Source organism: Nonomuraea sp. NPDC049709, assembly GCF_040674815.1.
In the GTDB taxonomy this organism is placed as follows: domain Bacteria; phylum Actinomycetota; class Actinomycetes; order Streptosporangiales; family Streptosporangiaceae; genus Nonomuraea.
The window spans coordinates 171478-194970 of the sequence record NZ_JBFANM010000016.1 but is presented as its reverse complement, the minus strand read 5'-3'; the positions used below and the strand labels follow the sequence as shown (position 1 = coordinate 194970).

Annotated in this window: 25 protein-coding genes and 1 pseudogene; 10 read left to right on the top strand and 16 right to left on the bottom strand. The window is 70.3% G+C overall.

All coding sequences use genetic code 11. From position 1 onward, the window contains the following. A partial coding sequence (locus AB0J69_RS18610) for a helix-turn-helix domain-containing protein (protein ID WP_364118362.1) occupies positions 1-606 on the bottom strand: 606 nt, incomplete at its 3' end. 88 nt (positions 607-694) lie between these two features. Between AB0J69_RS18610 and AB0J69_RS18605 the strand changes: the two genes are divergently transcribed. Beyond that, the gene (locus tag AB0J69_RS18605; RefSeq protein ID WP_364118360.1) at positions 695-1468 is read left to right on the top strand and encodes a glucose 1-dehydrogenase; all 774 of its coding nucleotides are present in this window, start codon (positions 695-697) and stop codon (positions 1466-1468) included. Here the strand turns inward: AB0J69_RS18605 and AB0J69_RS18600 are convergent. The 4 genes from AB0J69_RS18600 to AB0J69_RS18585 all read right to left on the bottom strand — a co-directional run bounded on the left by AB0J69_RS18600 (position 1423) and on the right by AB0J69_RS18585 (position 4932). After that, a complete protein-coding gene (locus tag AB0J69_RS18600) occupies positions 1423-2559 on the bottom strand; it encodes a glycosyl hydrolase (RefSeq protein ID WP_364118380.1) in 1137 nt (378 codons plus the stop codon). The two genes, AB0J69_RS18605 and AB0J69_RS18600, sit on opposite strands and share 46 nt — an antisense overlap. Positions 2560-2632: 73 nt before the next feature. Further along, a complete protein-coding gene (locus AB0J69_RS18595) occupies positions 2633-2917 on the bottom strand; it encodes a hypothetical protein (RefSeq protein ID WP_364118358.1) in 285 nt (94 codons plus the stop codon). A 794-nt stretch (positions 2918-3711) separates the two neighbouring features. Further along, entirely contained in the window at positions 3712-4137 is a 426-nt protein-coding gene (locus AB0J69_RS18590; protein ID WP_364118357.1) for a hypothetical protein, read from the bottom strand. Positions 4138-4605: 468 nt separating this feature from the next. Beyond that, positions 4606-4932, bottom strand: a complete 327-nt coding sequence (locus AB0J69_RS18585; RefSeq protein ID WP_364118355.1) for a nuclear transport factor 2 family protein — start codon at positions 4930-4932, stop codon at positions 4606-4608. A gap of 130 nt (positions 4933-5062) precedes the next feature. Here AB0J69_RS18585 and AB0J69_RS18580 point away from each other — a divergent pair, with 130 nt between their 5' ends. The 3 genes from AB0J69_RS18580 (at position 5063) to AB0J69_RS18570 (ending at position 7193) form a co-directional block, all read left to right on the top strand. After that, complete coding sequence (locus AB0J69_RS18580; protein WP_364118354.1) at positions 5063-5344, top strand: SDR family oxidoreductase; 282 nt, start codon at positions 5063-5065, stop codon at positions 5342-5344. A gap of 390 nt (positions 5345-5734) precedes the next feature. Further along, positions 5735-6649 (top strand): hypothetical protein, encoded by a 915-nt coding sequence (locus tag AB0J69_RS18575; RefSeq protein WP_364118352.1) that lies wholly within the window; start codon positions 5735-5737, stop codon positions 6647-6649. 295 nt (positions 6650-6944) lie between these two features. After that, complete coding sequence (locus AB0J69_RS18570) at positions 6945-7193, top strand: DUF4158 domain-containing protein (protein WP_364118350.1); 249 nt, start codon at positions 6945-6947, stop codon at positions 7191-7193. Here AB0J69_RS18570 and AB0J69_RS18565 read toward each other — a convergent pair. From AB0J69_RS18565 to AB0J69_RS18550, 4 genes are all read right to left on the bottom strand, one after another. After that, positions 7147-7719: a GNAT family protein gene (locus AB0J69_RS18565; protein ID WP_364118348.1), complete on the bottom strand. Its 573-nt coding sequence runs from the start codon at positions 7717-7719 to the stop codon at positions 7147-7149. The two genes, AB0J69_RS18570 and AB0J69_RS18565, sit on opposite strands and share 47 nt — an antisense overlap. A 91-nt stretch (positions 7720-7810) precedes the next feature. After that, positions 7811-8625, bottom strand: a protein-coding gene (locus AB0J69_RS18560) for an IS5 family transposase (protein WP_364118347.1) whose coding sequence is annotated in 2 segments (ribosomal slippage) — positions 7811-8262 and positions 8262-8625 — 816 coding nt in all. Because the reading frame shifts where the segments join, the coding sequence is not laid out codon by codon here. 185 nt (positions 8626-8810) lie between these two features. Then, a complete protein-coding gene (locus AB0J69_RS18555) occupies positions 8811-9869 on the bottom strand; it encodes a hypothetical protein (protein ID WP_364118345.1) in 1059 nt (352 codons plus the stop codon). After that, entirely contained in the window at positions 9866-10351 is a 486-nt protein-coding gene (locus AB0J69_RS18550; protein WP_364118343.1) for a SigE family RNA polymerase sigma factor, read from the bottom strand. The genes AB0J69_RS18555 and AB0J69_RS18550 overlap by 4 nt, the downstream gene beginning before the upstream one ends. 56 nt (positions 10352-10407) lie before the next feature. Between AB0J69_RS18550 and AB0J69_RS18545 the strand changes: the two genes are divergently transcribed. Next, positions 10408-10662: a TetR-like C-terminal domain-containing protein gene (locus AB0J69_RS18545; RefSeq protein ID WP_364118378.1), complete on the top strand. Its 255-nt coding sequence runs from the start codon at positions 10408-10410 to the stop codon at positions 10660-10662. A gap of 531 nt (positions 10663-11193) precedes the next feature. Here AB0J69_RS18545 and AB0J69_RS18540 read toward each other — a convergent pair. Next, positions 11194-11997 carry an SAM-dependent methyltransferase gene (locus AB0J69_RS18540; RefSeq protein ID WP_364118341.1) on the bottom strand — a complete coding sequence of 268 codons (804 nt, stop codon included), beginning with the start codon at positions 11995-11997 and terminating at the stop codon, positions 11194-11196. Between the two features lie 493 nt (positions 11998-12490). Next, positions 12491-13525, bottom strand: coding sequence for a winged helix-turn-helix domain-containing protein (locus tag AB0J69_RS18535; protein ID WP_364118339.1), 1035 nt, complete (start codon positions 13523-13525; stop codon positions 12491-12493). Positions 13526-13724: 199 nt separating this feature from the next. Between AB0J69_RS18535 and AB0J69_RS18530 the strand changes: the two genes are divergently transcribed. Together AB0J69_RS18530 and AB0J69_RS18525 are read left to right on the top strand one after the other, a co-directional pair. Continuing rightward, positions 13725-14243, top strand: a complete 519-nt coding sequence (locus AB0J69_RS18530) for an RICIN domain-containing protein (protein WP_364118337.1) — start codon at positions 13725-13727, stop codon at positions 14241-14243. A gap of 193 nt (positions 14244-14436) precedes the next feature. Then, positions 14437-14979: an SMI1/KNR4 family protein gene (locus AB0J69_RS18525; RefSeq protein WP_364118335.1), complete on the top strand. Its 543-nt coding sequence runs from the start codon at positions 14437-14439 to the stop codon at positions 14977-14979. A gap of 581 nt (positions 14980-15560) precedes the next feature. Here the strand turns inward: AB0J69_RS18525 and AB0J69_RS18520 are convergent. Continuing rightward, on the bottom strand, positions 15561-17447 hold the full coding sequence (locus AB0J69_RS18520) for a hypothetical protein (protein ID WP_364118333.1): 1887 nt from the start codon (positions 17445-17447) through the stop codon (positions 15561-15563). A gap of 220 nt (positions 17448-17667) precedes the next feature. On the opposite strand from AB0J69_RS18520, the pseudogene AB0J69_RS18515 reads away from it, so the two are divergent. Then, positions 17668-18228: pseudogene (locus AB0J69_RS18515) on the top strand (hypothetical protein); the annotation flags it as partial. 88 nt (positions 18229-18316) lie between these two features. Here the strand turns inward: AB0J69_RS18515 and AB0J69_RS18510 are convergent. Beyond that, a complete protein-coding gene (locus tag AB0J69_RS18510) occupies positions 18317-19843 on the bottom strand; it encodes a hypothetical protein (RefSeq protein WP_364118331.1) in 1527 nt (508 codons plus the stop codon). Between the two features lie 151 nt (positions 19844-19994). Here AB0J69_RS18510 and AB0J69_RS18505 point away from each other — a divergent pair, with 151 nt between their 5' ends. Together AB0J69_RS18505 and AB0J69_RS18500 are read left to right on the top strand one after the other, a co-directional pair. Next, a complete protein-coding gene (locus tag AB0J69_RS18505) occupies positions 19995-20657 on the top strand; it encodes a response regulator transcription factor (protein WP_364118329.1) in 663 nt (220 codons plus the stop codon). Continuing rightward, positions 20654-21790: a HAMP domain-containing sensor histidine kinase gene (locus AB0J69_RS18500; protein ID WP_364118327.1), complete on the top strand. Its 1137-nt coding sequence runs from the start codon at positions 20654-20656 to the stop codon at positions 21788-21790. The genes AB0J69_RS18505 and AB0J69_RS18500 overlap by 4 nt, the downstream gene beginning before the upstream one ends. On the opposite strand, the gene AB0J69_RS18495 is transcribed toward AB0J69_RS18500, so the two are convergent. From AB0J69_RS18495 to AB0J69_RS18485, 3 genes are all read right to left on the bottom strand, one after another. Further along, entirely contained in the window at positions 21697-22116 is a 420-nt protein-coding gene (locus AB0J69_RS18495; RefSeq protein WP_364118376.1) for a CBS domain-containing protein, read from the bottom strand. The two genes, AB0J69_RS18500 and AB0J69_RS18495, sit on opposite strands and share 94 nt — an antisense overlap. Before the next feature lie 178 nt (positions 22117-22294). Then, entirely contained in the window at positions 22295-23062 is a 768-nt protein-coding gene (locus AB0J69_RS18490) for an NAD(P)H-binding protein (RefSeq protein WP_364118325.1), read from the bottom strand. A gap of 31 nt (positions 23063-23093) precedes the next feature. Further along, positions 23094-23429, bottom strand: coding sequence for a hypothetical protein (locus tag AB0J69_RS18485; protein WP_364118374.1), 336 nt, complete (start codon positions 23427-23429; stop codon positions 23094-23096). Positions 23430-23493 lie beyond the last annotated feature (64 nt).

The following is a 23493-nucleotide window of genomic DNA, read 5'->3' as shown; positions in this document are numbered from 1 at the left end:
CACCAGTCCGGCCACTTCGGCGGCGTCGGGGTAGCGGGCGGCGGCGGCGCGCAGCCGCCGGGCCGCGTCGTGGGCGAACGCGACCCGGTCCGCCTCCGCCAGGACGGGCAGGCGGGAGCCGTCCGAAGGCGGCCCGAGGAAGGCGTGCCGGATCAGGTTGCGGTCGCGCCGGGGCAGCGCGGAGAAGTCCGTCATCAGGGCGGCCGCCAGGTCGTTCCAGGCGATCACCTCGAACGTCACGGACAGCACGAACGCGGCGGCCTGCGGCAGCCGGTCCAGCAGGTCCAGGATGCTCCGGTGCACCTCGCGGCACGGGCCGGGCGGCGGGGCCGGTGGGGCGCCGGCCAGGTGGTGCAGGTGGTCGCGCTCGGCGTCCGACAGGCGCAGCGCCCGGGTCAGCCCGGCCAGCACCTCGCGGGACGGGCGCGCGGCGCGGGCCTGTTCGAGGCGCGTGTAGTACTCGGTCGAGATGTACGCGAGCTGGGCCACCTCCTCGCGGCGCAACCCGGGGGTACGGCGCCGCCGCCCGGCCGGGAGACCCACGTCGGCGGCGTCGATCCGCTCCCGCCTGCTGCGCAGGAAGGCAGCCAGTTCCTGTCTGTCCACGCTTCCACTATGCGTGGCCCGCGCCGCGCCCAGCCAGGTACAACCGGGGCCTGGCTGGGCTCCGTACCCCGGGACCAGGCTCGATGCCATGACTCATGACACGAACACGGGCCTGCTGGCCGGCAAGATCGCCTTCGTCACCGGTGCCGGGCGCGGCATCGGCGCCGCCGCGGCGCGGCTGTTCGCCAGGGAGGGGGCCACGGTCCTGCTCACCGCCCGGAGCGAGGACCAGCTCAAGGCGGTGACCGAGGAGATCCGGGCGGCGGGCGGCACCGCCGACCACGTCGTGTGCGACCTGGCCGACGCGGGTAGCGTGCGCGCCGCGGTGAACCGGGCCGTGGACCTGTACGGGAGGCTCGACGTCGCCTTCAACAACGGCGCGACGGCGGTGCCGCCGGCGCCGATGGACCGGATGCCGGAGGCCGACTTCGACCTGATGTACACCGTGAACCTCAAGGGACAGTGGGTCGCCATGTCCGCCGAAGTGAGCGCCATCCGCGCCACCGCCGGGACCGGGGCGATCGTCAACACCTCCACCGTCGGCAGCTGGGGGCCCAACCCCTTGCTGCCCGCCTACGGCGCGATGAAGCGGGCGCTCAACAGCCTCACCGAGTCGGCCGCCGCCACCTACGGCCCGGAGGGCATCCGGGTCAACGGGATCGCCCCCGGCACCACGCTGACCGCCATGGTCCACGCCTGGGAGGCCGCCTCTCCCGGGATCGTCGAGCAGCTCAACGCGCGGACCGCGCTGCGGCGCGCGGCCGCGCCCGAGGAGGTCGCCGAGGCCGCCGCCTGGCTGCTCAGCGACCGCTCCTCCTACGTGACCGGGGCAGTGCTGCGGGTGGACGGCGGCCTGGGTTGAGCTGGGCAAGCCGATGAACGACGCCGACGTGGTCGCAAATGCTGGCCCGCCACCACGTCGCCACGATCGGGAAATGACGGCCGCCGCCGTCCTGACGGGCAACCGCTGCTCAGCAAGCCCGACGGGCGGCCCATCGACCGCCGGCGGGTCCGCGACGCGTTTCGCGAGGCCGCCCCGCTGGGCGGGCGCGACGCCGTGCCCCTCGGTTGAGCCGCCGGCTTCGCAAGCCCGACACCACCGGGCCCCTTCACCTCATGGGCCGTGCTGGTCGCCGGCAGCGGTCGTGGGTGTTGGCCGCGCTGATCGCGAACAGGACACGGCCGGTCATCACCGCGGAGTGAGCTGATCCGCATGTCGAGCCGCTCACCGTCCAGGCTGGGCTTGAGCATGCCCAGCATCACCACGACGTGGCCGAACGGCAGGCGGACACCGTCCAGGCCCTCGACGAACATGTCCTTCCGCAGGTTCTCGCCGTGGTGGACCACCCATTGGAACGGGCGGTTCATCTTGCCGATGATGTAGTACCTGCTGACCGCGGCGATCCCCGCGGCCTGGACGAGCTGGTCGTGCTCGAGGTCCTCTTCAGGGGTACGGCCGTCGGCTCCGCCATCGGTGTCGCCGCCGTACAGGCCGAACTCGGTCACCCAGACCGGGGTGGCGGGGTTGAGACCGGCGCCGCCCAGCATGCTCTGCACCCGGCTGCGCTCGCTCTGGGCCTGGATCGGTGCGTCGAGCAGGCCATAGGACTGGTAGCAGACGAAGTCCAGCCGCTTGCCCTTGTCCTGGTCGGCGGCGTAGAGGGCGAAGAAGGGGTTCAACCACTCGGGACGCGGTCGCGAGATGCCCGGCCCGCCCATGATGATCGGGATGGCGGGCTTCAGCTGCTCGTTCACCGCGTTGACCGCCCGGTAACCGGCCCGGTAGAAGGGGTAGAACTGGCTGGGCGTCATGTTCCCTGACGACGCCTGATTGGCCTCGCCCCATGGCATGACGCTGTCGATCTGCGGATAGCGCCTTTTGTGGTCCAGCAGTGTGGTGCGCACGATCTCCTCCCACAGCGCCGGGGTCTCGGCGACGCTGGGCGAGCTGATGATCAGATGCAGCCGGCTGCTGTAGGCGGCGGCCTGGTCCAGGTAGGGATAGTTCCTGGCCAGGTCGTACGTGCTAGTAGCGGTCCGGCCTGGCGAACACCCGCGCCCACTTGATGTGGAAGTCGTTCTTCAGCTGGTCCATCGTCTTGGGGCCGAGCGGGCCGCGCTTGAAGTACCAGTTGGCGTGCGTGTGGCTGATGTACCAGGCGGGGTTGGGGAAGCCGCCCATGCCCGACGAGGCGTTCACGGTGACGCTGCCGGAACGCACCGTACGCGCGGCCGCTGGGGTGACGAGACCTGCGGCGGCGAGGCCACCGATGCTCGCCAGCAGCGTGCGGCGCGGCAGGTTCTTGTCCATGATGGTGACTCCCGGAGTGGTCGGTTCAGGGCGCGGCGGCGATGCGCTTTGTGCTGAGTCGGCCGGATCCGGCGACGGATGTCCGTCTTCTCGCCGGCACCGCAGCGCAGGCGGGTGGGACATGGTTGACGTCGCAGCTCTCGTGATACCCGTGCGCATCATTCGGCGATGGGTGCCAGCCAAGCAGGGGCGATCATCGTGGGGCAACTGACGACGTCACCAGAGACCTGCCGCCATACCGCCGGCATACCGCGCCCGCAGCCAGCCGCCGCGGTCGCGCAGGCCCGGGGGCAGGGACGCGGGTTCGCAGCGAGGGCACCGCTAAAGGTGATCACGGGGACGGTGGCGAGTTCCTTTGCGGTGGCGCTGAGCGCTTGGCCGTTCAGGGCGGCGGGTGTCAGCGTGGTGTCTTCGATGAGGGCCGGGTAGCGCCGGCACGTTTCCGTCCAGCATGAAGTGCAGGTCGGTGTGGAGTGGGGTTCGCCTGCCATGCGGCGCCCGCGCGTCCTCGGCGTCCATGTTCGCCCAAGGTGCGCAGCGCTGCTATGACCTGCGGCGGCGCACCCGTCGTGCCGGGCTGCTAACCGGCGGTAACCCATCGCGACCGTTCAATCTGCGGCATGGGGCACGCCGTCGCCGCCGTCGCCGCCGTCCCGACGGAACGGCGGCGAAGGCGGCGTTTCGAGCGGGGTCGGAGCCTTGGCCTACATGGCCCGTGAAGGGGGTGTCGGCGCTACCGCCGGGTGCCGCCCGGCGAGTCCCTTGCGCGGGCATCCCGCCTGGTCACAGGAGGTTCAGCCGCAGTGCACGTTGTTGAGCTTGACGCTCGTCCACGAAGGTGAGATTCCCTCGACGTCAATACACTGGCCAGGCGCCGAGACGTACACCGGGCCGGCGTAGTACTGGTAATTGTCGGCGTCGGTGTCTTTCCCGCTGCCGTCGCCTCTCGAGATCGTAACGCCCTTCCAGCTCGTGGTGTTGGCGTAAGGGCCGTCACCGTAGGTCAGGGCGCAGTTCTTGCCGGTGCTGGAGCTGTAGTACACCTCCAGAATGCCCGTACGGTAGCCGTACTTCTCGATGCCGATGCTGTAGACGCCGACCCGGGTGTAGCTGCTGCCGCAGGGTCCGGCCGCGCCGGCCGGGGTGGCGCCTGCCACCAGCGTGGTGGTGGAGGCCAGGGTCGCGCCGGCCAGGAGGGCCGCCAGCTTGCGTATGCGCACGAAGATCCTTTCGCTTGCCAGTGCTGTGATCATGAGTACCACCGGCTCACAGCCGCCGCACACGACTGGTGATCAATGTGATGGTTCCCACAGATTCGGCAGGCGGAGGAGTATTCCGGGCGGACCGACGCCCGCGCCCTCGCCGACGTCCGCCGTACGGGACTCATCGGCGACGGCTTCTTCGACGCGGCCCTGTGTCGCGCGACCCGCCGGTTCGGACAGGTGCATCGTGATGGTCACAGCGTCCAGTACCTCGGTGCCGAACGGCGCCGCGTCGGGCCAGGTCCGCGCCGGCCGGGACGGCGAAGGCCCGTTCGCCCTCCACGGTCAGCCCGCGCGGCGTGTCGGGCTCGATCGCCGCCCCGCCCGCCGTGGCGGCGACAGTGAGGCCCGCGACCTGCAGGGGCCCGGTGCCCAAGCGACTGGACAGCCGCACCGTCCCCGCCGATGCTGAGCCGTACGGTCAGCTCACGCGAAGAAACCGATGACGCCGCGGATGCGGTCCTCGGCGAATTCGACCACGTCGTAGCCGGTGGCGACCGTGCCCGGCCGCCAGGTGAACAGCGCCCTGCCGTGGTGGGTGCCGATCACCTGGCCGAGGGCGAAGCGCAGGTCGCCGAGCTTCTCGTGGGCCCGGCCGATCGCCTCCGACAGCTCGGCGTGCCCCAGCAGGCCCGCGTAGTCGGGGTCGGAGTAGGACACGTCCTCGGTGAGGACGGACTTCATCAGCGTCTCACGGGCGGCGGCGTCCCGCTCGTTCCAGACGTCGAGGTACTTGAGGATCAGTTCGTCCATTTCGCGGCTCCTTCGAGGGTGAGGGTGGGACGGAGGGTTATGAGGGCCCGCCCGCCGAACAGCAGCGGCCCGCCGGGCCCGACCGGCCGGCGCCACGTGAGGTACTGGTGAACAACGCGGGTGTCTACCCGTGCGGCCCCACGGCCAGACGACCGAGAAGGACTTCGACGGGGTGTACGCGGAGTACGGTCCGCGCGGCGTGCGGGTGAACGCCGTGAGTCCGGGACCGACCCGTACCGAGGGCACCGCCGACATGGCCGAGGACCTGAACCAGCTCGCCCGAGCCGCCCCCGCCGGACGCCCGGGCACGCCGGGGGAGGCCGCTGAGGCAATCGCCTTCCTGGCGTCGCCCCGGGCGAGTTTCATCCTCGGAGCAGCCCTCCATGTGGACGGCGGCCGGGTCGCTGCCTGAGCGGAGGCAGATCACTGGCCGGGCGCGCCCGGCCAGTGATGACGGCGCCACCGCAGACGCGGCGGCGCCAGGTTCAGCAGGGTGATCTTGGGGTGCAGCCAAGTCAGACCTTCTGGGAGGATCGGACCGGATCTTGGCGCTACGCCATTAGAGCTTGCACTCGGATGGTCGACTACGAACCGGCCCTGGCCAGTTCCGTTCTTCCTGCCAAGGGCGGCGAAGCCTTTACCCGGAGCTCCGCCGACTCTCCGTCACCGGTGCCGGGGCCGTGCGAATCTGAAAGCCGTGGGACTTCTCCGGCTCGCCGTGCTCGTGGGTCTGACGGTGCGGCACCTGTGCCAAGGCGCCCCTCGGCCGCCCCAGAAGGATCTCCCCGTAGCCGGGCCGGCGGTGAGGCGTCCGCGCAGTCACCGGCTGATCACCGGGATGTTCGCGCTGTCCGCGCTGCTCGGCGCGGCTGCCTGGAACTCGTACCAGACCGCCGCGCCCGTGCCCCTGTACACCCGCTTCGACGGGAGCATCGGCGTGTACGTGACGGTGCCAGAGGGCGAACGCGCCCTCGACCTTCTCACGCTGGCCGTCAAGGCGGACCCCTGCGCCGATCTCCAGGCGGACGGGATCGCGCTCGAGGGAGAGGATCTGGCGCAGTGCGGACCGGACACGTACGAGTTCGTGATGACCGGCCTCGCGACGAAGGGAGCTCCGCCGTGTTATGGCTATCGCATCACCCTCGACGGCGATGCGCGGTTGTCGGAGATGGAGCTCAACGACCGGCCTCGGCGGGCCACATCGGTGATCGACGGGAAACTCTGCCGTTCTAGCGCGGAATTCCTACTCCTGGAGCCCGTCCGCATCAGCGGGCGAGCGAGGGTGCCACTCGTGACCTCACGCGGATACACGACCGTGCTCGCCGCTCCATCGGTCATGTACGAGGGCGCCTCGAACGCCGACAAGACGCACATTTCCTGGCAGCTCGGCCGCATGCCGCTCGACAGCGTCGTGGAGTCGGGTACCGAGTACGGCCGCGACAAGTCCGACCCGCTGCAGCTGGCCTGGTACCACCCCAGCCCGGAGACCGTCCCCGAGCCCACGACGGGCCTCGAGTGGCGGGCTGACCCCGATGAGCCGGGGGACTCCGACCGGGGAGGATATCTCGCCGGACCGCACGCCCGGCTCATCTCCATCCCCGGTAAACAGGCCGCCGAACAGGCCTTGTTCTGGGCCGGTCTCCTGGCGGGCGCCGCCGTGTCGACGCTCACGTGGGCGGGGGAACTGCTGCTGGAGAACCGGCGATCAAGGCGATGAGGCAGTGCACGTGCACTACCCGTGTATGCGGGCAGGCGCTCGCGAGGACGTGCACGTGCACGGCTGGAGCACCGCCTGAACCAGGGGTGTCCCCGAGGCCCCCGGGGAGGCGGTCGTGCCATCACGCCCGCCCGCCCGCGTTCTATACAGCTACTGCGGAATTTCTGTCTGCCGAGCAGCGGGCCGCCTACATCCCGTTCATCGAGGTGCCATCGCTGTCAGACATGGAGAAGTTCTTCTTCCTCGACAGCTTCGACCGGAATGTGATCGCGCAGTCGAGGGCGATTCTCACCGGATGGACGTCGCTGTCCGGATCGGGATTGTTCGGTACAAGGGGGTGTTCCAGGAGGATCCGGTGACGGTGCCGTGGCCGGTGGTGGACTACCTGGCCGAGCAGCTGGCAACGATCGCCTCCTCGGCCCCGGACAAGGGCCTGCGCCGCTCGGGACGGCGACATTGCCTAAGAGCTCCTGACACAATGAGGTGGTTCGGAGCTTTTAGCAGGCTGGAATCGGCACAGCCGGCGGCTGCCACTCTCGCCTAATCAACCCGAACACCCATGAGTCGGACACCTCGCCGTTTACGATGCAGTCTTCCCGCAACGTCCCTTCACGTACGAATCCGATCTTCTCCAGAACCCGGGCAGATGCCACGTTGCGCGTATCGGTCTCGGACTGAACACGATTCAGGTCCAGTGTGTCGAATGCCCACCGCAGCAACGCGTGCGCGGCCTCCGTCGCGAAGCCGTGGCCCCACATCGCCTCATCGAGGCAGTAGCCCAGTGACGCACTACGGTAGTCCGGGTTCCATCCGGTCAGACCGCACCAGCCGACGAAGGCCCCGTCAGAAACACGGTCGATGGCCACCCGCGCCCCGGTGCCTTCGTCCGCCATCTTCCGGCACATCATGATGAAGCGCTCGGCGCGGGCCCGTTCGGTCCACGGCGGGGAGTCCCAGTAACGCATCACGTAGGTGCTGCTGTGCAGCGCGTAGAGGGCGTCCGCGTCGGCGTCGGTAAAGGGGCGCAGTCGCAGGCGAGCGGTGTGCAGTATGGGGGTGGCCAGAGTCATGCGCCTCATCTTGCGTCCTCAGGGGGCGGGCAGACCACCGAATATCGATCCCGGTTCGGGTCCTCACGACTAAGGACCTCCAACACAATGATCAGCGGGCGAGGCGCCGCAAGCAGATGATGGCGGCGCCGAGGGCCATGAAGGCCTCGTGGATGTCATCGCGGATCTCCCAGCGGATACGCAGACGACCGAACCAGTGCAGCAGTGCGATGGTCTGCTCGATCACCCAGCGGTGGACGCCCAGGCCGGAGCCATGCCCAGAACCTCGGTGGGCGATCATCGGCTTCACGCCGGTGGCCCAGAGCAGCCGTCGGTACTTGTCGTGGTCGTAGCCTCTGTCGGCGTACAGAACCTTGGGCCGTCGGCGGGGGCGCCCACGCCGCCCCCGCACGGGCGGAATCGACCTCAGCAGCGGCATCAGCTGGGTGACGTCGTTGCGGTTGCCACCGGTCAGACTCAGAGCCAGAGGGATGCCGTTGCCATCGGCGATCACGTGATGCTTGGAGCCCGTCTTCCCACGGTCGACCGGGCTCGGACCCGTTTTGGGCCGCCCTTCAGCGCCCGGACGTGAGAGCTGTCGATCACCGCCTTGGACCAGTCCAGCCGACCCGCGGCGTGTAACTCCGCCAGCAACAGCTCATGCAGGTGTTGCCAGACCCCGGCGGCATGCCAGTCCCGCAGCCGCCGCCAGCAGGTCATCCCCGAACCGAAGCCCAACTCCTGCGGCAGATGCTTCCACGAGATCCCGGTGTAGAGCACGAACAAGATGCCCGACAGCACCTTGCGATCCTCCAGGCGCTTGCGCCCAGGGTGATCGGCACGACGAGGCACCACCGGCAACAAAGGCTGGATCCTCGCCCACAACTCATCCGGAACTGCCCATGGCGGCTGCGTTCCCTTCGTCACGTCGCTATCAACTCGCGATCACCCCTATTCGTAGATCATTTTGTTAGAAGTTCTAAGGCCAGCACCGCCAATGTCACTGTCGTGAACGACGACGGCGTCTGAGGCGCGGACCGTTCGAATCCCGGTGACGTGAAGTGGCCGCTGGTGACGTCGGCGGTCAGTGATCCCTTTGTTGTCGATGCGTTCTACGGCTGAGCAACGGCGGCCAGGTTCACCACGCGGACGCCGCCGTCCTGCGTCCAGAAGATGACACCGCTGCCTGACGACCACTGTTTGCCACCCGACGGCAGCTGGGTGCCCTCGAAGGTCACGGTCGTCCGCGTGCGGGCGTCGTAGATTTCGCCGGAGCCGGTGAAGAACCGATCCCGAAACGGGTAGTCGCGCAGCCCTCGATGGACGTCGTTCCAGCTGCCGTCGCTGCTCTGGACAACGGTGTCGTCCCCGCGCGTCCCGGTACACCAGGTCGGCCCGCAGCGCAGGCCCTCGACGCCTGATGCGGGGTGGACCTTGATGGTGCGCCCTGTCTGCAGGTTGACGACTTTGGTCGGATTCGTGCGCATGTCCAGAGGCTCGTCTGTCGCCCACGGCCACTCCACGAGCTGCAGGCCCTTGGACCCGGGCACCCGTTCGGGGACTCCGCCGTCGATCCTCATCCGCCAGACCCCGTCCAGCGGCGCCGACCAGACGACGTCCTGGCCGGCGAGCGCCATGCGATCGACGTTCTCCCCCGGGACCGGCCCCACCTTCCTCGCCTGCCCACCGGCCCGCAAGGGAGCGACCCAGGCCTGCCCGTCGGCGAGCCAGACCACCCGCTCACGATCGACGGCCAGATGCTGCGGAGCCTGTCTGAGGGCAGCGACGGTTCGTGAACCCTTGGAAGTGGCGTCGTAGACCTCGAGCGTTCCCCGATCGCCCCAGACCAGCACCTCTGTGGCGCTGATCGCCGCCAGCGGCCTGGAGCGCGCGGGCATGGTGAACACCGCCTGCGGCCACACCCGCTCGACCGCGTTTCCCTCCGGCTGCGCCGGCCTTGGCTCAGCCGTGTCCACAACGACTTGCGGTGCAGGCCAGGCGACCATCGCGCCCCATCCGAGGGCCGCCGCACAGACCGCCACGAGTGCCCCCTTCGCCTTCCTGCGCCGTCGGCGTCGTCTCTTGGCCATCACCCCGGGCAGCACATCCTGGTTCTCGGCTCGATCGGCGATGGTGCGCAACGCCTGAGCGAGCTTTTCCTCGGTTGTCATCTCCACCTCCCCGTGAGTGCGTCCGCGCGGACGCGGAGTGTGGCCAGCGCGCGCGATGCCTGGCTGCGGACGGTCGCCTGTGAGATGCCGAGCCTCGCCGCGATCTCCGCATCGGCGAGATCCTCGTAGTAGCGCAGGACCAGCACCGTGCGCTGTCTGGCCGGTAGGGCCCGCAGGCGCCGCCAGATCTCGCCGAGCTCGTGTTCGTCCTCGTGGACCGGGGAGGGAACCTCCGCCGTGAGGTGCTCCAGCCGTCGCCTGCGCCACCAGCTCACATGCTGCCGGGCCATGATCGTCCGAACGTATCCCTCGGGGTCGTCCTTGCTGCGGACACGCCGCCACGAGGAGCTCAGCTTGACCAGCGCCTCCTGGACCAGGTCGGCCGCGTCGTCAGCGCTGCCGGTCAGCACCAGGCCGTAGCGCAGCAGCGCATGGCTCCTGGCGCGGACGAACTCCTCGAACTCCACCTTCCAGGGACGCACAAGCCGACGCCCTCGTTGCAAAAACTTTTCCGGCTCGATCAACTCGGCAGCCCGACCTGCGCCTGTCCGGACCCGAGATCGACTCCAACAGGGTCTTCAGGTCCTGCTCATCGAAGCCCGCCGTCGCCCTCGCGCTACGCATGTGGGGCCGCATGCACGGCTTGATCTCGCTGGAGGTCTACGGCCATCTCAGTACGCAGACCGGCGATCCCGCCAAGCCCTACCACGCCGAGTTGCTCGACCGGCTCAGATCCCTTGGGCTCGACGCGGAGCATGTCCGCGACTCAGGGATGCCGCGATGCTCGACCTGAGCCTTTGAACCCCTACGACGCGCACTGGCGCGTGGGGCGCGTCGACGTCACCGTCAAAGGCGTTCTCGGCGCTGCCCGGCCCAGACCGCAAGCTGTGGCTGTCCAACAGAGCATCTACCTTGAAGAACACCGCTACCTGACGAACCCATGCCCGCCGGCTAGGCCGGTAACGCTGAGGGCTCGCCAAGCCAACGCCGGCGGACCGGAAACCGGTGAGCCGCGATGATCAAGGCGGCGGGGGCCGCAGACCATACGCAGCGCGTACGGCGAGTCAGCCGCCGTCAGACCGGCTCGGAAAACCGCTCAGCGCGGTGCTCCACGCCGTGCGGGCGGCGCAGTTCTGACGACCTCCCCATCAGGACGGTCGTGAGCGAGCTGTCGGCGCCGGCCTTCCCCGGCATGACCAGCTGCGACGTATTCAAGAACACCGGCTTCGACGCCCTTGACCGATCGTCACGACCTGGCCGGCGCGGGAGCTCCGCATCCCCGCCGCGAACGCCGACCGGTGGTGCCATCGCCACTGCATTCGGATCATGGCTTGCGGGCCACGCCGCCATGCGCGTCGATGAACGGCGCTTCCTCCTCGCCCTCCGGCCGCCACTGCGTGATCGGCGCGAGCCCCGGCTCCACCAGGTGCAGCCCGCCGAAGCACTCGGCCAGTTCCTCCACCGAGCGCAGGTAGTACGGGACCGCTCCGCTCTCGGCCAGCTTGTCACTGCCCTCGGCAACCGCCTCACCCGTCGCCGTACCGTCCCACAACACCAGGTAACTACCGGACGGCACGACCTGCATGACACGGTCGATGATCGAGCGCATCACCTCCAGGTCGTGCACGTAACCGAGCACGCCCATGAACATCACGGCGATCGGTCTGGTGAAGTCGAGGACCTTGCGGGCCTCCGAGATGATCAGCTCGGGCTCGTGGTAGTCGCCGTCGACGTAGGCGGTCACGCCCTCGGGCGAGGTGTTCCTGAGCAGCGCGCGGGCGTGCACCAGCACCAGCGGGTCGTTGTCGACGTAGACGATGCGCGCGGACGGGTCGATCGCTTGCGCGACCTCGTGGGTGTTCTGCATCGTCGGCAGGCCCGTGCCGATGTCGAGGAACTGGGAGACCCCGGCCTCGGCGGCGAGGTGGCGCACCGCCCGGATGAGGAACCGGCGCGACTGCACCGCCATCTGGACGATCTCTGGGTAGACCTCGGCCACGGCATCACCAGCCGCCCGGTCGGCCGCGAAGTTGTCCTTGCCGCCCATCCAGTAGTTCCAGATCCGGGCGGCATGTGGGACCTCAGGCTTGATCTTCGCGGCGAGGTCGGGGCGATCGTGGCTCATCATCGGGCTTTCTGTGGGGGGAAGGCGCTGCAGCATCGCGCAGGAAGATCGTACGTGCCCGGCACCCCGCATACGGTGCCATCGCGACTTCCGGCCCAAACGACTCCATCCGGCAGGCGCTGGGGGGCGAGCGGCGCCGATCGCACGGCAGGCTCGTCCTGCCGTAGCGGAGCCGCGTTCCATGCCGGCCATCAACGCCGGCTGACCACACCCGGCCCGGGACGGCATCGAGCGCGGCCTCCAGCACGGGGCCATCGCGCGATGGGCCGGCGCTGGCGTGCCGGACGGTGCGTATCCGATGCGCCACCATCATCACGGTCTGGCCCGCCGTGAGGAGTTCGATGCCCTCGTGTACGGCCGCCGTCGTTGACGGGGTCGAGGGCGGAGGCGACCTCGTCCAGCAGCAAGCACGACGGGGCGTGTTCTTCAGCGGCCCCACCCGCCGGGCAGCCATGCGAACGTAGCAGGACCCGTTCCCAGGACCGTGCATCCGCAGTCAAGGGCGGCGAGCGGGCCATGCCTCGGCGTCGTCGGCCCGGCCGGATGCGTCGTGCCGGTCGAGGAGGGTCAGGCCGGTCTGGGTGGGGTGGTGCAGGACGTTGCCGTGGTGCCGGCGCGTCGTGATCAGGCTCGCCTCGCGCAGCACCGCGGTGTGCTGACTGACCGCCGCCGAGGAGATGTCCAGGCGGCGGGCCAGGGCGCCAGTGGTGGCCACACCGTCGGCGATGGCGGTGAGCACCGACGCGCGCGTACGCCCCAGGAGCCTGGCCAGGGCCCGCGCCGGCGAACCGCCCGTCCAGATGCCCGCGGCGCGGTCGGCGCCGAGCGCGGCGGGGAAGATCAGGATGCAGCCGGAGGGATCGCCCGGCTCGTACATCACCCCCGGGAAGCGCAGGAAGAACGACGGCACCAGCAGCAGCCCCCGCCCGTCGAGGGTGAAATCGTCGTCGAACCGGTCGCCGGCATCGACATGGAGGGTCGGCGGCGACCACCGGATGCGCGGATGCAGGCTGGACAGCAGGCCGCCGACACCACGGTCGAGCAGGATCCTGCCGCGCTGGGCGCGTTCGGCGTCAAGGTGCGCACGAATGCGTGACCAGTGCGGGCCGACGGCGGCACCGTGGTACGCCTCCACCGTGGACAGCACCTCCCTCCGGGCGGCCAGGGTGTCGGCGAGCCCGGCCAGCGCGGTCGGCACCTGGCCATGGTGACCGGCGTAAAAATCCAGCTCCGCCCGGACCGCCTGCCGGGGGCGGCCGAGGAAGCTCTCGCCGCTCTCGGCCAGGTCGTGACCCGGCCCGGCGAGCAGGGCCAGGTCGAAACACGGCAGCCGCGCCGGTGCGATGGCGGCCAGGGCCGCGAATCGCGGATCGGCGGTGCCGCGTACCCGGCGCCGCCACGCACCGAACACCGGCTCCTCTGCCCGCCCGCGCAGCGCGTGCAGGCTGAACATGGTCTCGGCCATGGGACCCAGCGTCGCCGCCACCCGCACCCGCGCCAGGTCGTCGGCCGTGAAGTGAATCCTGTGCATCCGCCCCCCATACGCATCCACATCGCTGCCAGAGCACGTCGCTCAAACGGCCGCACAAGCCCCTGAACGGCACGATTAAGCCACGACTTACAAGCCTCGCGGCACGTCATTTCTTCCTGCGACATTGAGCGGGCCGACTTTTCGCAGAAGGGACGGCTCGACCTCATGCCGGCCCGCCCAAAGAAAGGTTCACCTGAGCATGCGTTATCGAATCCGTACCGTGCTGATGAGCATGGCTGTCATGGCCGCCGCAGTCGTCGGCGCCGGACTGGCGAACACGCCGGCAAGTGCCACGGCCGCCGCGCCGATCGTTGAGGAAAAGTCCGGCTTCACCTTGGAGCCGGCGAACGTCGGGGCCCAGTCCGGCTACGTCAGGAACAGTGCCACGAACAGATGCCTGGAGCAGGCGGTCGGCGGCGCGGTGGGGCACGTCTTCACAGCTCCGTGCCACTACGGCCAGAGCCAGACCTGGACGTGGATCGGCACGGCTGACTATCGGCCCCTGAGGAACTTGTGGAGCCAGGAGTGCCTCGACGGCACCCAGGCCACCGGCAGGATCTACACGCTCAGCTGCAATGGCGGCAATTACCAGGCATGGTATTTCACCCCGCGAAGCGAAATCGCGCAACGACAGTCGCAGCAGTGCCTCGACAGCAACTGGGAGGGTTCGGTTTACCTTTCCCCGTGCAATCAGGGCAACTACCAGAAGTGGTACTGAGCCCTTCTGAACTCGCGGTTGGCAGGCGCCTGCGGGAACGTGACCCGCAGGGGCCTTTCCCCATGGGCCGTGGCCAGTGCGGAGTCGGCAGTAGCGCGGGTTGATGTTGACGTTGATCGAGGTCAGCAGGGTGCGATCCGTGCTCGTGCCAAGCATCCCGAAATGTCAGCCGTGACGGATACGATCATTTGCCATGAGTATCCAGTACGGTTGGTCTGGCCTCTTCTCGGTGAAGGGCCTGGTAGCACAGAGTCCGGACCGCTTATCGTCCGATTCGGGTAACGGCCTCCGTCCCCCAGCCAGTGAATCAGACGTCAGTCAGCTTGAAGACCGGCTGGGCACGGGCCTACCGCCGAGTTACCGGCAGTTCCTCTTGTTCGCCAACGGTTGGGGCGACGAAGAGCTCGGCTACCCCCTGCTGCCGGCCGCGAACGTCGGCTGGCTCCGTGACCTTGAGCCCGGAGCCGTCGAGGCGTGGTCGTCACCCCAAGGTGCGGAGCCTTGGAGCGTGCCTGATGAGCTCTACTTCGTCTATGGAGCGGAGCAGGACTGCATCAATCTGAGAGGGGAGTATGTGCCCGACACCCTTCTGGTCGGGTACGGGGACGATGGAGAATACCTCCTCAATCCCCACGTCAAGACCTCTGACGGCGAGTGGGAGGCCTGGTTTCTCGCGCCTTGGCTGCCGGGCGCCGATCGTCACAGGTCCTTCTGGGACCTGATGAAGACTCAGTAGCGTCAGTCCAACGCCGACGGCTCGGACGTCATGATCAGCCGCCCCGTGCAGCACCCACGTCATCCGTACCCGGAAGTCAGCCGGGCTCCACATCACTCGCAGCCTTCGGGCTGACGTGGTGGCGAGCAGCTCGGACGGCGGGGAAGGCGCAGTTGAGACCGCCATGAAGGTGGCCGAAGCCGCCATCGAGGGCGCCGCGCCCGGACCGCAGCAGCAGCACGGTCACCAGAGGAGACGATCATGCGCGGCGGGGATGCAGCGGCGTGTGTCCGCCATCGTCGCCGCGCTCACGACCGCGCCCACCGCGATGGCGACGAGAGCTGCCGAAGCCGGCGCGCTTACGCGCAGCTCCGATCCTTGCGCTGAGGAGCGCCAGGCGGGTGCCAAGAGGGGCTACCGCAGAGGCGTGCGAGATTGCCGCAACGGGTATCCGGGAACTTGCTCCACCTTCGGGTCCAAGCAGGACACCACCGGACGGGAGAAGGGCTGCAAGCGAGGTTACGCGGACTGCGGTCGTCAAGGAGCCGAGCTCACGCCCCCGCGGCCCGCGGGGGCGTCGGGAAGAACGCAGGGGTAGCGGCTCAGGCCGGGGCCGGGATCGATCCCACGGGTTGGCCGCGGCCGGTAAGCCTCGCGTCGGCTACGTCCACCCGCCTGCATGAGTCGTTCGGGGCAGGGGTCAGCGGGTCATGTCGGGCATGGCGACCGTCACGCAGGTCGGCGGCTGTCGGTGTGCGATCAGGTCCCATCTCCTGGCGGGAACGGGACGTCGAGATCGTCACAGAGGCGGACGCCAGCCCAGGGCCGGCAGCGGGCCCAGGGTCGGACGTGGGCCCAGGGTCGGACGTGGGCTCAGGGTCGGACGTGGGCCCAGGGTCGGACGTGGGCTCGGTCACCTGCCTGGCCAGGGCGCCGATCCAATGGCTGACGTCGACCCATTCCTCGTGGGCGTACACCTGCGGGTAGGAACCGCCGAACTGCTCGGCCAGCGTGCGCCGCATCTCCTCCCTGTCGCCGGCGGCCTGCCGCACGAACGCCGCCAGCCACCGCTCGCCGTCCACCCACTGGTAGACGCTGTGACTCACGTCCAGCGTCGGCTCCGGGAACGGCTCGGGCCCGGCGGGCGTGGGCAGCGGTGGCGGGGTGAACGCGGCGGGCTGCTCCTGGGGCGTCACGTCCCCGCCGAACCGGGCGGCCACCCGCGTCCCGAGCGTCGCCGGGAGCAGGGGAACGGCCTCGGCCAGGATCTCGCCGGCCGGGGCGAAGGCGGCGGCGTGCTTGAGCGCGATCCTGGTCGCCCGCTCCTGGACCTCGTAGGAGGCGTGCCCGAACGCCGTCGCGAGTGCCGGCGCGAGGTCGGCGGCGTGCGCGGCTTCCCGTTCCAGCCAGCGCAGGCCCTGCAGGGCGAGCTTGGCCTCGGAGCGGAAGGTCAGCGCGCCGATCGCCTCGATGGCCTCGGTCTTGTCGTACGGGCCGCCGCGGTGGACCTGGGCGAGCGCCAGCTCGGCGACCGTGCCGGGGGCGGCGGGAAGCAGCCGCAGGTAGTCGCGGACGTGGGCGGCGGCCTCCTGCGGCGTGGGATCGAGCATCCGGTGCAGCCGGACGAAGAAGCGCAGGTCGATCGCGTGCCCGCCGCGCAGGAAGCGGCGCAGGCAACCGTCGAGCAGCTCCGCGCGCGACACCCGCCTGGTGGCGACCAGTTCCTCGATCAGAGCGAACCAGCGGGTGGGGGCGGGCTCCAGGCGTTCCTCGCGCAGCAGGCGGCCGACGCCCTCGGCCTCGAAGATGCGCGGCAGCAGCGGGCCGATCAGCGGGTCGCCGGCGGCCGGGCGGGTGCGGAGCCACGCGGTGACGAGCGGGTCGTGCTCGGGCGGTGGGGTGCCGCAGGCCCGCAGCACGGCCAGGGCCAGCGGGGCGTTGCGGTCGTCGGCCGTGCGGATCTTCTTGACGAGGCGGGCGGCCACCTCGGCCTGCCAACCGGCCGGGCGCGCGGCCAGCACCCGGATCACCTCCTGCGCCCTGGCCCGGCGGCCGGTGAGCTCGCGCCGGGTCAGCCAGGCGGCCGTCGCGGCGGGACCGGCCAGCACGCCCGCTCCCGCGATCCGCAGCACCTCCCCGTGCCCGCCGACGCCATCCCCAGCCCACGCCCCGTCCCATGGCCCGTCCCACGCGCCCGGCCCGCGCCCGTTCCCCTCGCCGCCGTCCCCTTCCTCATCCCACTCGCCGTCCCCGTCGCCGTCCCACTCGCTCCCGCCCGGGTCGGGCGACCACCGCTCCCCGGCCCGGCGCCCGGCGGCCTGGCGCAGGTCGCTGCGCAGGTCGGGCAGGAGGCGGGCGACCTCGGCGCGTTCGGCGTCGGACAGGGTGATCACGAGGTCGGCCAGACCGCGGGCGTCGCGGGCGGTGATGCGGTCGCGGACCCGCACCCAGGCCGTCATGAGACCGCCCCTGCGGAAGTAGATGAACACGTCATGCCCGGCACCCTAGAGATCATCTCCGACAATCCGCTGCGGAACCGGCAGCTGCACTTCCGTCGCGGCTCCGAGGGCATCGAACGGCCGCAGGCCCGGCCTGTTGGCCAGGCGCTCGAGTCACGCTTCTCGCCGGCGCCGGCACGCGGCCGAAGGTCCATCGCACGTGGGACCGCGGCCTCTCACCCGTGAGCCGCGACCGCCGGACGATGAAGGCATGAGAGCCGGCATCAACGGATTCGGCAGGATCGGCAGGGCCGTCCTGCGCCGACCCCGCGCAGATCGGCTGGAGGGCGTACGACGTCGAGATCGTCATCGACGCCACCGGCCGCTTCCGCACCCGGGACGCCCTGGCCGGCCACCTGAAGGCCGGCGCCCCGAGGATGCTGCTGTCGGCGCGCGGCAAGGGCCTGGAGGCCACCATCGTGCCCGGCGTCAACGCCCTCGCCTCGTGCACCACTACTGCGTGGCCCCGATGGTCAAGGTGCTGCACGAGCGCTCCGGCCTCGTACGCGGCTTCATGACCACCGTCCACGCCTCCACCGGCGCCGCCCGCATGGTCGGCCAGGCCATGCCCGAGCTGAACGGCCGCCTGGACGGCATCGCCATCCGGGTGCCGGTGGAGGACGGCTCGATCATCGACCTGTCCGCCCAGCTCAGCCGCCCCGCCAGCGCGCCGGAGGTCAACGACGCCCTCGCCGTGGCCGCCCGGAACGAGCTTCGCCGCACCCTGCGCTACAGCAGCGACCCGCTCGTCTCCCGCGACATCGTCGGCGACGCCGCCCCCCGCGTCTTCGACTCCGCCCTCACCCAGGCGGGCGGGGATCTGGTCAAGGTCTTGCCGCCGAGACCAGGTTTCCACCCATCTAGGCGAGCGGGACTCTCCTGCGGTATGCGGCCATCGCCGCCCCGAGGGCGAGGGCGGCGTATCCGCACGTCACGGCCAACCCTGCCCATGGCGGGAGCGGGTAGTAGCCCCCGAGCAGTGACGGGGGCACCTCCACATGCGCGAACGTGGGGACGCTCTGCGTGATCGCGAACCCGGCGGCAGGGGTGATCATCAGCAGCCACGGCACCAGGCCCGCGGTCGCCAGCAGGTGGGGAACGACGACCAGCGCGATGGCCAGCCCGGTGGTGACGACGGCCCGCTTGACCAGCGCGGCCAGTCCCAAAGCCAGCACGGCGGCGGCCGCGGTCAGCGCCGCGTAGCCGACGATCACCCGCAGCTCGGTACCCAGGGTGATCGGCTGGATCGGGTTCTGATTGGCCCGCAACATCGCCAAACCGGCAGGGACCACGACCCCCGAGGTCACCAGCCCCGCCAGGAACGCGACCGCGCCGACCACCACCGCCTTGGCCGCCAGCAGCCGCGCCGGATGCGGCGCGCCCGGCAGACCGGTCCCGATCAGCCCCCGCCGGTGTTCCGCCGTGAAGGACGAGACCGCCACCACGAGCACCAGGATCAGCCCCACGGCCCCGCCGATCAGCATGAGGTCGGCGCGCAGACCGCCCTCCACCGTGGCGGGCCCGATGTCACCGACACCGGTCACCAGCAGCTTGTCGCCGGACTCGACGACCCCGCCCGGGTGATGCGGGGTCTTGCCGTCGGGCCCCAAGGAGACACCGACGTCGTCACGCCGCCACGAACCGTTCGCGCCCCGCAGCGTGACCTGGTCGAAGGTGGCGGTGGCCTGGGCGAAGGCTTTCGCCGTCTCCCACAAGGTGCCCGGCGAGGTGGCGAACAGCCCGATCTCGACCGTCTCCGGCAGTCCGGTCAGCCTGACCGTGCTGACCTCGGTCCACGTGTTGCCGTCGCCCGACTCGTAGCCGGTGATGGTGTCGCCCGACCTGGTCAGCCGCAGCCACCGTGGCCCCCGCACCGGTCCGCCGGCCACGTCGTGGACGTAGTTGTGCTGCATCCGCACGCCGTGGCTGCCAGTGATCATGACGGCGGCGTACGGCGTGCCCTGCGTGAGGCTCCGCCTGACGAGGAGCCCGGCCTTCGCCCACGGCACCACCCCCTCCTTGACGTTGCGCACGCCGGGCACGGCGTCCGGCTGCCGCATCTGCCCGGTCATGTCCGACACCCGGGCGGTGATGCTGCCGTTCCCCTTGAGCGGCTGGTGCACGAAGTAGTACTTGTCCCTCACCGCCGTGCCATCGGGACCCACCAAAGGCGCGGGGCAGGGGCCCTCGCCCTTCCACGTCACGCAAGCGCTGCGGGCACCCCCGGCGACCAGCAGTCCGAGCGACACGGTGACCAGCACGGAGGCCACCATCAGGAGCGCCCGGCCCCGCGCGGAGCGGAACTTGGCCCACTCCGCGCGCAGCAACCGGGGGAAACGGTCCTGCCCGGCCTGCCGGCCCGATCGGTGAGGGGTGAATGAAGTCATGCCGACGGTTGTACGCGGCACCGGGTTCCGGCCGGGTCGCAGCCGCCGCGACCCGGCTGCGACCGGCGATCTGGCATCGTTGAGCCATGTCAGCCCGACCCTGCGGCCGGTTCGGCCGCCCCGCCCGCACGACGACCCTCGGTGAGCGGCTGTGAGGGTCCTCGTCGTCGAGGACTTCGAGGTCCTCGCCCGTTCCATCGGAACCGGGCTGCGCCGCGAGGGCATGGCCGTCGACGTCGTCCTGGACGGAACCGCCGCCCTCGACCGCCTGGCCGCCACCCGCTACGACGTGGTGATCCTCGACCGCGACCTGCCCGGCGTCCACGGGGACGAGATCTGCCGGCGACTGGCCCACGGCCGCTGCGAGACCCGCGTACTGATGCTCACCGCCTCCGGCACGATCGAGGACCGCGTCGACGGGCTCAGCCTAGGCGCCGACGACTACCTGCCCAAGCCGTTCGCGTTCGCCGAACTGGTCGCCCGCGTCCGTGCCCTGGCCCGCCGCGCCACCCCGCCGCTACCGCCCACCCTGGCCTGCGGGGACATCACCCTCGATCCGGCCCGCCGCACCGCGTTCCGGGCCGGGCGGCGCCTCGAGCTGAGCCCCAGGGAGTTCGCCCTGCTCGAATGCCTGCTCGCCGTACCCGGCCTGGTCATCTCCGCCGAGGAGCTGCTCGAACGCGTCTGGGACGAGGCCGCCGACCCCTTCAGCAGCGCCGTCAAGCACACCATGCACCGGTTGCGGACCAAGCTCGGCGACCCGCCCGTGATCGAGACCATCCGCGAAGGCGGCTACCGCATCGGACCGTCATGACCTCCCAGAAGACCGTCACGACCTCCCGGAAGCTTGCCAGAAGGTCCTTGCAGACGCGGCTCGCGCTCGCCTACGCGGCGGGCATCTACGCCGCCGGGGTCCTCGTGCTCGTCTTCGTCGCCGTCCCGCTCGCCAGCATCGATGCGGCCTCCCCCAAGGACCACCCCTCGTCGAGCGCGATCACCGAATCCGGGCCCGGGATCAGCCTGCCCCAACTCCTCACCGGATCCGCCGTCGCCCTGGTCGTCCTGATTCCCGTAGCCCTGGCTCTGGGCTGGTTCGTCGCCGGCCGGTTCCTGCGCCCCCTGCGCGCCATCACCGCCACCGCCAGGATCATCTCCGCCGGAGACCTCCACCGGCGACTCGCTCTCGGCGAGCCCACGGACGAGCTGACCGAGCTCGGCCACACCCTCGACGACCTGTTCGCCCGCCTGCAAGCCGCCTTCGACGCCCAACGCCACTTCGTCGCCAACGCCTCCCACGAGCTGCGCACCCCTCTCGCCGGCCTGCGCACCCTCCTCGAAGTCGCCCTCGCCGACCCCGACGCCGACCCCGAAACCCTGCGCGCGGCCTGCCAGGAGGCCCTGGCTCTGTGCGGACACCAGGAGCGGCTCGTCCAAGCACTGCTCACCCTGGCCACCAGCGAGCGCGGCGTCACCCGCTGGGACACCCTCGACCTGGCCCACATCGTCGAAGGAGTGCTCGCCTCCCGCCGCGACCAGGCGACCCGGAAAGGCGTCGACCTCGCCGAACACCTGACGCCCGCGGCGACGACCGGAGACCCGAGACTGATCGAAAGCCTCGTCACCAACCTCGTCGACAACGCCATCCGCCACAACCACGCAGACGGGCAGGTAACGGTCACCACGCAGGCCTCCGGCACGCAGGTGGCCCTCACGGTCGCCAACAGCGGGCCGGTCATCCCCGACGACCAGGTCCAGCGCCTCTTTCACCCCTTCCAGAAACTGGCGCCCGACCGTCACGGCAGCCACGACGGCTACGGCCTCGGCCTCGCCATCGTCAATGCCGTCACGCAAGCTCACCACGCCACCCTCACCGCTGGCGCACGCCCAGAAGGCGGCTTGTCCATCACCGTGCGGTTCGCGAACGGATCTCCTCCGAACCGCCCCTGACGTCGGGTGCCGGCCGGCCTGCGCACCGCGACGGCGGCCTCGGTGCGACGCTCCATCCACCCGTACAGCGTGACCACACCCTGGCGTACGTCCACCTGCACGCCGTCGGTGTTCACCCACAGACTGCGGTCGAGAACGTCGTCGCGCACCTCGGCGGCGATCTCCTCGTCCGGGCGGAGGAGCAGCTTGACCAGGTCCCGTCGGCTGACGATGCCCTGGAGACGGCCGTCGTAGTCGACGACCGCCAGCCGCTTGACGTCGCGGGTGTCCATGAGGCGGGCGGCCTCCACCGCGTCCGCGGCGGCCGTGACGGTGACGGGAGGGATGCACGAGGAGGCTTCTCAGAGGAGAAGGTCCCGAACGGGACAGTCGTTGGTCAGCACGGCCAGGCCCGAGCCTCGCCCGGGCGGGGCCGGACGTCCTGCCGCACGCCCGCCGCCGCGCTGCTCGAGGGCGCGTTCGTCGTGCGGCGGCAGGGTCCGCCGGTGACCGGCCCCGTCCGGGTCAGGGTTGGGTGTCGAGCCACTCCTGGAAGGTGGGGCCGGCGAGCTTGGCGTGCGGGCTGGGCAGGAACCCGCCGCCGGCGGCCGTCTCGGCGTCGGGCATGCCGGAGCCGTCGACGCCGACGACCTTGACGCCTCGGCGGGCGCCGAGGAGGGCGGCCGCCTCGGACATGGTCTCCCTGCGGGGTCCGGCGATCTCCGGGATCGGCGTTCCGGGAGCGGGCTGGGCGGGCTTGTCGCGGTCGGTGGCCAGGTCGACCAGCTCCTCGGCCACGGTGCGGCAGGCCACGAGCTGGGTGGGCAAGGCCGGGATGTAGGCGACGTCGCCTGGTTGCCAGTCCAGAAGCTGACCGACGAATTCGTGGAACTGCGCGGCCCGCAGGATGCGAGCGGGGAGCGGGCCGGACAGGTTGGCCTCCTCGTGCACCTGCTGGGCGGCGATGAAACCGGCGGTGGCCTTGTCGGTGCCGATGATGGATGCGATGACGATCTGGCCGGCCCCCGCCTGCCGGCCGGCCTCGTGCAGGGTGCGGGTCGCCGTGCGGAAGAACTCCGTTGCCGCCTGCTGGTCGGAGCCGTGCCACGACGCGACGTCGATGATGACATCGACCCCGGTGAGAGCCTCGGCGAGGCCCTCACCGGTGATGATGTCCACGCCGGTGGCTCGGGACATCGCAACGACCTGGTGCCCCCGTTCGGAGAGGACGTCGACGACGTGGCGTCCCAGCCGCCCGGTCGCCCCTGCCACGGCGAACTTGCTGATGCTCATGCTTCATCCCTGTCTTGGGTGCCGAATGGAGTTACTCGCTGTAGTTCTGGCCGGGGGGCCTGCCGGGGATCGGCTTGGCGATGAGAGCGGCCGGGGTGAAGAATCCGATGTGACCGATCGCCATGACGAGCGACCAGAGCGCCTTGTCGTCGTAGTGCGCGGACGCCCTGGCGTACAGCTCGTCGGGGACGCGTTCCCCGGACGGGTTGGGGGTGAGGACGGCCTCGACGAGCTCCAGCGCGATCCGTTCGGCGCCGGTGAAGTAGGTGGCGTCCCGCCAGGTCGCCACGGCGGTGATGCGCTCCTCCGGTTCTCCGGACTGGCGGAGGTTGCCGGTCTCCCGGACGGTGAAGTACGTGCTGCCCAGGATCTGCCCGGCGCGGAGCTGCAGCAGGCTGATGGTGGGTCTGTGGAATCGAAGCGTTCTTGAC

What these genes read in the sequence shown, in the direction of transcription:
- AB0J69_RS18570 (WP_364118350.1), top strand. Translation starts at nt 6,945, where the DNA reads ATGGACGTCGCTGTCCGGATCGGGATTGTTCGGTACAAGGGGGTGTTC.
- AB0J69_RS18490 (WP_364118325.1), bottom strand. Translation starts at nt 23,062, where the DNA reads ATGAGCATCAGCAAGTTCGCCGTGGCAGGGGCGACCGGGCGGCTGGGA.
- AB0J69_RS18510 (WP_364118331.1), bottom strand. Translation starts at nt 19,843, where the DNA reads ATGACTTCATTCACCCCTCACCGATCGGGCCGGCAGGCCGGGCAGGAC.
- AB0J69_RS18500 (WP_364118327.1), top strand. Translation starts at nt 20,654, where the DNA reads ATGACCTCCCAGAAGACCGTCACGACCTCCCGGAAGCTTGCCAGAAGG.
- AB0J69_RS18555 (WP_364118345.1), bottom strand. Translation starts at nt 9,869, where the DNA reads ATGACAACCGAGGAAAAGCTCGCTCAGGCGTTGCGCACCATCGCCGAT.
- AB0J69_RS18595 (WP_364118358.1), bottom strand. Translation starts at nt 2,917, where the DNA reads ATGGACAAGAACCTGCCGCGCCGCACGCTGCTGGCGAGCATCGGTGGC.
- AB0J69_RS18525 (WP_364118335.1), top strand. Translation starts at nt 14,437, where the DNA reads ATGAGTATCCAGTACGGTTGGTCTGGCCTCTTCTCGGTGAAGGGCCTG.
- AB0J69_RS18605 (WP_364118360.1), top strand. Translation starts at nt 695, where the DNA reads ATGACTCATGACACGAACACGGGCCTGCTGGCCGGCAAGATCGCCTTC.
- AB0J69_RS18535 (WP_364118339.1), bottom strand. Translation starts at nt 13,525, where the DNA reads ATGCACAGGATTCACTTCACGGCCGACGACCTGGCGCGGGTGCGGGTG.
- AB0J69_RS18530 (WP_364118337.1), top strand. Translation starts at nt 13,725, where the DNA reads ATGCGTTATCGAATCCGTACCGTGCTGATGAGCATGGCTGTCATGGCC.
- AB0J69_RS18585 (WP_364118355.1), bottom strand. Translation starts at nt 4,932, where the DNA reads ATGGACGAACTGATCCTCAAGTACCTCGACGTCTGGAACGAGCGGGAC.
- AB0J69_RS18565 (WP_364118348.1), bottom strand. Translation starts at nt 7,719, where the DNA reads ATGACTCTGGCCACCCCCATACTGCACACCGCTCGCCTGCGACTGCGC.
- AB0J69_RS18540 (WP_364118341.1), bottom strand. Translation starts at nt 11,997, where the DNA reads ATGATGAGCCACGATCGCCCCGACCTCGCCGCGAAGATCAAGCCTGAG.